The sequence below is a fragment of the Mesorhizobium sp. P3_A9 genome, assembly GCF_056402975.1.
The window spans coordinates 1-5,925 of record NZ_JBFUGJ010000354.1; the positions used below are offsets into that span (position 1 = coordinate 1).

Consider the following 5,925-nt stretch of genomic DNA (forward strand, 5'->3'; position numbering starts at 1 on the left):
TCGGTAAACTTTCGACTTTGCACGAGGTCGTAGTAAGCCGCCGCCACGTCAATGCGGCGTTCGATCGCCTCTCTGAGATAGACGCCGGCCTCTTCCATGCGCCCAAGGCCGGTGAGCGCGGCGGCTATTCCGATCCGCGCCTTGGGGTGATCGCGGCTAATTTTCAGCGCCTTCTCATAAAGCGGCAAGGCCAGTTCGGGTTTGTCGAACTCAGTATAAACGCGACCCAGGGCACACAGGGCCTCGACAAGATCGGGCTGCACTTCCAAGGCATACCGGATGTGTTTGATCGCGGCTGAAAATTCGCTCAGCTTGCCATAGGCCTCACCGAGGCTAAGATGATAATAGGGGTTTCTAGGCTCTTCGCCGACCGCGCGTGCGAAATAACGCAGAGCCGCCTCGTCGTCGTAGCCCAGACAGACGGTGCCCATGATGTAGAGCGCCAGCGGATGGTTTGGCTTGCGTGCTAAAACCTGCAGGCACAGGTCCTGAGCCTCGCCAAGCCGCTTGGCCTGTTGATGCTCATAGGCTTGCTTCAGCAACAAGTCGTCAGCCTGTGGGCGTGCAAACGAATTTGCTTTCGGCAGACTTGCCTGCACCGGAGCTGGCCGTGGCAATCCAGGTTTAGGCGCAGCGGCGGATTTGAGGTGTTTGGACCAGGCGGGGGGAAGGCGATTGTTCATCATCTCTGACTAGTAACAAGGCCGGTTTAATCCGGCTATTGATGGCCCTCTCGATTGACGCTTGCCCTTACTGAACCCGTAGCGCAAATCATATTTCCGCGAGATTGCAAAAGATTGGATTCCGTTCGCATGATACGTCCGGCCCGACGGGCGAAGTGCAGATGTGCTGCCGAACCTGCGAGCGGCTAACCGAACCATCCCTGTCGAAAGAACGCAAGCGGCGCGCCAACCATGCACGCGGGCAGGAAGGCCTTGCTATCAAGAAGCCTCGAGACTGAGCAAGCACTTGTCGTCGAGCCGAACCCGCAGCCTGTGCATGCCGGATACTACCAATGCCAATCTGTCAGCGGCAAAGGCCTAAAATTGGAACGAAAAACAACCAATGTATCCAATAAAAACGAAACCGGTTTAGGAAGCAGTTCTCATTCATATGTCGGCGAGATCACCTAGCGATTCTATCAAAGGCTGAATTTCATTTTCATAATTTTTCCAGCGCTTCACGGAGGATTTGTAGATCGGTTGACGAACCTGCCAGCGACTGGGCGTGTTGACCGATCCATCCCTGTCGAAGAAGCGCAGGCAGGCGTCATCCCAAGGCAGCCCCAGATACTCTATAAGGCGGCGTGACTGCGCCTCCTGATCTTCAACCAACGTCTCATATCGGTTCTCAAATATAAGTCCCGGAAAAACTTTATTCCAATGTTGCATCAGGCGGTCATATTCACGATAATAAAGTCCAAGCGTTTGTAAATCGCAATTGTAACCATGTGCTTCGCTGAATTTCAGGACAAAGCAAGATACGCAATTGTCGATGGCGTCACGACGGCAATGAATGACGCGCGCGTTGGGAAAGAGAAGGCCGATTAGCCCGATCAGTTGGAAATTGTGCGGCATCTTGTCGACGATGCGTAGTGCGGTGGGCGCCCGCTCTTTCAGATATGATAGATGTTCTTGGGCCAGCACTGTGGAGAGATCTCGGGTGATCGACATCACCGACTGGCCTAAATCTCCTGCAGATGATGTTCTACGTTCAAGCGCATTCGCGACCCGCCTTAGCTTGCTCAGTTCCCCGGCACCATGAACTTCGGGATGGCTGGCACAAATCTGTTCCGTCAGCGTCGTGCCCGAGCGAGGCATGCCTACCACGAACACAGGAACTTCAGATGGATTTCCATATCCAACCCTGGCAGCCAGCATCTCAGGTGTGAAAGTCTCGATCATCGAGTCGACCCAGCGACGATAAAAATCGATGTCGAACGTGTATCCGGAAGCCTGTTTCGCCTTCCTGAAATGGTGGAATGCCTCCTCATAACGCTTGAGGTCGTTCAGGACCTTGCCGGCTGCATAGTGAAGTTTTTCCGCACCCTCCGAATCAAGCTTTGGATTKCGGAGTTCACCAAGGATGGGTTGGAGCTCTGCAGGCTCCTCTGTGAACTTCTTCGTCTGTACGAGATCACTGTAGGCAGCCGGAAGTGATACACGTCGTTCGATTGCCTCTTTTAGGTACACGGCTGCATCGTCCATGCGCCCTAGGCTGGTAAGCGCGCCGGCAAGTCCAACTCGAACCTTGGGATGATCACGATTAAGCTTCAGCGCCTTTTCGAAAAGAGGCAAAGCCATTTCGGGTTGGTCAAACTCGTTATAGGCCCGACCCAATGCACAAAGTGCCTCCACAAGATCGGGCTGCAGTTTCAAAGCATGTTCCATATGCTTGATCGCCGGCGAAAACTCACTGAGCTTTAGATAGGTTTCGGCAAGGCTCAGGTGATAATAAGGGTTGTTAGGCTCCTCACCGACCGCACGAGCGAAGTATCGCAACGCCTTTTCATCGTCATAGCCCAAGTATATGGTCCCAAGGATATACAGAGCAAGTGGATGGTTTGGAGTGCGGGCCAGAACTCGAAAGCACAGGTCTTGCGCCTCATCGAGTTCTTTTGCCTGTTCATGCTCGTACGCCTGCTTCAGCAGCGCGTCGTCGCCCTGAGCATGCCGCTGAGAACTCTCCTTCAAGAGATTCGCTTGCGGCAGATTTGACTGCTTCTTCAGATTCGGCGCGGGGCCGGACTTGAGATGCTTTGACCAGACAGGCGGTAAACGATTGTTCATGATGCCTCGCTACCAAAAAGACGCGATGGAATCCAGTGCTGCGATTGCGGACGGCGGTGAGCTTGCACCTGCCATCCGCTCACGCTAGCAAGAAGGCCCTTTTCCAGCGAGCCTCTGCCATGCACCAGCGCCCTGCCCTCTCACCCATCATCGCCGCGCTTCCCTCAACGGTGCCGTTTGTCGGCCCGGAAGCGCAGGAGCGTGAGCGCGGGCGGGCCTTCCGTGCCCGCATCGGTGCCAACGAGAGCAGTTTTGGTCCTTCGCCGCGCGTCATCGCCCGCATGGCCGAGATCGCCCGCGACATGTGGATGTATTGCGATCCCGACAATTTCGATCTGAAGGTTGCAGCTGCCGCGCATCACGACGTGGCSGTCGARAACGTCGTTGTYGGCGAAGGCATAGACGGGCTGCTCAGCCTGGTGGCGCGCATGTATGTGGCTCCTGGCGATGCCGTGGTGACGTCGCTCGGCGCCTATCCGACCTTCAACTTCCATGTTGCCGGCGTCGGCGGGCGGCTGATAACCGTCCCTTACGTGAACGACCACGAAAGCCTGAACGGTTTGCTCGCTGCGGTCGTCAAGGAGAAGGCGCCGCTGGTCTATCTGTCCAACCCGGATAATCCGATGGGCAGTTGGTGGGAGGCGGACGAGGTGATCCGCTTCATCGAAGCGTTGCCGCAGACCACCATGCTGGTGCTCGACGAGGCCTATGGCGARTTGGGGCCSGCCWCSGCKYTGCCGCCGATCGACACGTCGCGCCCGAATGTCATCCGCATGCGMACTTTYTCRAARGCYTACGGGCTKGCCGGCATACGCTGCGGCTATGCGGTGGCSGAGGCCSAGGTGATCCGCGAYTTCGARAARATCCGCAACCAYTAYGGCGTCAGCCGCATGGCGCAGATCGCCGGCGTCGAGGCACTCGCCGACCAGGCCTATCTCGAGACGGTGGTGGCGCGGGTGGCCGCCGGGCGCCGGCGCATCGCTGATATCGCCGAGCAGAACGGGTTGAAGCCGCTGGCCTCGGCGACCAATTTCGTCACCATCGATTGCGGCCATGACGGCACCTTCGCGCTGAAGGTGCTGCAGGGGCTGTTGTCGCGCGACGTGTTCATTCGCAAGCCGATGGCGCCCGGGCTCGACCGCTGCATCCGCGTCAGCGTCGGTCTTGATCATGAACTGGATATTTTCGCCGAGGAGTTGCCCGGCGCCTTGGCCGCTGCGCGAGGGAACTAGGTAATTTCCCCGCTCCCGGATGCCGGCGCGCCGCCGAGCAGATACATGGCACGTGTCAAAATATCGGATAGTTCGGCGGCTTCCTCGTCGCCTAAGTCCGCTGTCAGGCGGACGAGATCGCGATCCGCGGCCGCCTGGAGCGTGGCAAGCGCGGCCTGGCCGCGGACGGTGAGTGAGAGGACGCGACCGCGCAGGGCATCGGGGCCGGCACGCGTTTCCATCAGGCCGGCGGCAGCGAGTTTTCGAAGGATTCTCAGGACGTAGGCTGGCTCCAAATGGAGCTCCTGGGCGATGTCGGACGCTGCTGGTCCGAAATCGATTTGAAACGCTCGTGCCAGAAAGCCTGCCCTGCCGTCAGAGGTGGCGGCAATATGGCCGGATCGACGGCCCAGTTCGAACAGCACCCGCGCCTCGGTCAGCGTATAGGCGCTGTGCGTCAAGGTGTCGTCGAGCAGCCCGATCAGGCCGGTATAGAAGCGGTTGAAGCACCTGAGGTCGCTGACCAAAGCATTCCGATCGGCGTGCATGTCATGCGCCTTCCATGAGATTCCACGTCGGCAGATCATGACGCAAAAGTTGACCAAGTCAATTATTTATTGGATCAAGTCACCTATCTTCCGAACAACCTCGGCTCATATTCAATAGCCTCCCTTCAAGCCAGTTGCCTTCGCTCGATCCTGCGCCAGACTCTATGCAAGGGAGCGCGAGATGAACGATCAAAAAAGGGCAGTGCAGGCCAGCGTACACGGCAGGGTGCAAGGCGTCGGCTACAGGATCTGGGTGAGAGGCGAAGCGGCAGGGCTTGGGCTGGCGGGCTGGGTGCGCAATGAAAGAGACGGCTCGGTAACGGCATGGCTTGCCGGCGCCGACCCGGCTGTTTCGGCCATGATCGAACGACTTTGGCAAGGCCCGCGGGGCGCTTCAGTCTCACGGATCGATGTCGAGGAGATCGAGACCTGGACCGCGCCCGGAGACTTCAGGATCGTCGGATAGGCGCATGCGCGTCACTTGAATTCACCAGGCGCCCTTGAATTAATTGAACGTTCGTTTTATTATCTCCACATTGACGAGGCGATCATGGCGCGCACCACAGGATCCGACGGCGAACGAACCGAAGCGGCAGTCCGCGAAGCGGCGGTCAACCTGATCGCACGCTATGGCTACGAGGCGATGTCGATGCGCCAACTGGCGGCCGAGGTCGGCGTCCAGGCGGCCGCGCTCTACCGCTATTTCCCGACCAAGGAAGACCTGCTGTTCACGCTGATGCGCGAGCATATGGAAGGGCTTCGCGAGGCCTGGGAGCATGCCCGGCCAATCGATGCCGATCCGGTGGAGCAGCTTGCGGCCTATGTGCGCAACCACATCGCTTTCCACATCGAACGCCGGCACGCCACGCATGTGTCGAACATGGAATTGCGCAGCCTGTCGCCCGACAGGCTGACACAGATCCTGCGCATGCGCACAGTCTACGAAAAGGAACTGCGCACCATCTTGCGCGACGGCGCCGAGGCCGGCGTCTTCAACATCGAGGACACCGGCCTGACGGCCATGGCGCTGATCCAGATGATGACCGGCGTCATCGTCTGGTTCCGGCCCGGCGAGCGGCTGTCGGTCCCTGAAGTAACGGCGACATATCTTGCAATGACAATGCGCCTGGTTGGCGCGAGGATGGATACCGGGGAGGAACGGCATGTACACGAACACACTCAGCTTCGGGCATGACGAGGACATCGAGGCGCTGCGCGACCTGGTGCGGCGCTTCGCCCAGGACAGGATCGCGCCGATCGCCGGCGACATCGATCGCGRCAAYGAATTYCCMRYGCATCTGTGGMRMGAGCTCGGCGCGCTCGGCCTGCTCGGCATYACCGCCGATCCCGATTTCGGCGGCAGCGGCATGGGCTATC

At 58.7% G+C, this 5,925-nt stretch carries 7 protein-coding genes; 4 read left to right on the top strand and 3 right to left on the bottom strand.

From position 1 onward, the window contains the following. Both AC1DX0_RS29570 and AC1DX0_RS29575 read right to left on the bottom strand, forming a co-directional pair. A partial coding sequence (locus tag AC1DX0_RS29570) for a tetratricopeptide repeat protein (protein WP_477357963.1) occupies positions 1-542 on the bottom strand: 542 nt, incomplete at its 3' end. A 567-nt stretch (positions 543-1,109) separates the two neighbouring features. Continuing rightward, the gene (locus AC1DX0_RS29575; RefSeq protein ID WP_477219463.1) at positions 1,110-2,789 is read right to left on the bottom strand and encodes a tetratricopeptide repeat-containing sulfotransferase family protein; all 1,680 of its coding nucleotides are present in this window, start codon (positions 2,787-2,789) and stop codon (positions 1,110-1,112) included. Positions 2,790-2,908: 119 nt separating this feature from the next. Between AC1DX0_RS29575 and AC1DX0_RS29580 the strand changes: the two genes are divergently transcribed. After that, the gene (locus AC1DX0_RS29580) at positions 2,909-4,021 is read left to right on the top strand and encodes a pyridoxal phosphate-dependent aminotransferase (RefSeq protein ID WP_477357966.1); all 1,113 of its coding nucleotides are present in this window, start codon (positions 2,909-2,911) and stop codon (positions 4,019-4,021) included. Here the strand turns inward: AC1DX0_RS29580 and AC1DX0_RS29585 are convergent. After that, positions 4,018-4,548, bottom strand: coding sequence for a MarR family winged helix-turn-helix transcriptional regulator (locus tag AC1DX0_RS29585; RefSeq protein WP_477219465.1), 531 nt, complete (start codon positions 4,546-4,548; stop codon positions 4,018-4,020). The genes AC1DX0_RS29580 and AC1DX0_RS29585 overlap by 4 nt on opposite strands. A gap of 181 nt (positions 4,549-4,729) precedes the next feature. Here AC1DX0_RS29585 and AC1DX0_RS29590 point away from each other — a divergent pair, with 181 nt between their 5' ends. The 3 genes from AC1DX0_RS29590 to AC1DX0_RS29600 all read left to right on the top strand — a co-directional run. Then, positions 4,730-5,014: an acylphosphatase gene (locus AC1DX0_RS29590; protein ID WP_477219466.1), complete on the top strand. Its 285-nt coding sequence runs from the start codon at positions 4,730-4,732 to the stop codon at positions 5,012-5,014. A gap of 84 nt (positions 5,015-5,098) precedes the next feature. Further along, positions 5,099-5,743 carry a TetR/AcrR family transcriptional regulator gene (locus AC1DX0_RS29595; protein WP_477219467.1) on the top strand — a complete coding sequence of 215 codons (645 nt, stop codon included), beginning with the start codon at positions 5,099-5,101 and terminating at the stop codon, positions 5,741-5,743. Next, a partial coding sequence (locus AC1DX0_RS29600; RefSeq protein WP_477357969.1) for an acyl-CoA dehydrogenase family protein occupies positions 5,712-5,925 on the top strand: 214 nt, incomplete at its 3' end. The genes AC1DX0_RS29595 and AC1DX0_RS29600, both read left to right, overlap by 32 nt.

What these genes read in the sequence shown, in the direction of transcription:
- AC1DX0_RS29585 (WP_477219465.1), bottom strand. Translation starts at nt 4,548, where the DNA reads ATGCACGCCGATCGGAATGCTTTGGTCAGCGACCTCAGGTGCTTCAAC.
- AC1DX0_RS29590 (WP_477219466.1), top strand. Translation starts at nt 4,730, where the DNA reads ATGAACGATCAAAAAAGGGCAGTGCAGGCCAGCGTACACGGCAGGGTG.
- AC1DX0_RS29595 (WP_477219467.1), top strand. Translation starts at nt 5,099, where the DNA reads ATGGCGCGCACCACAGGATCCGACGGCGAACGAACCGAAGCGGCAGTC.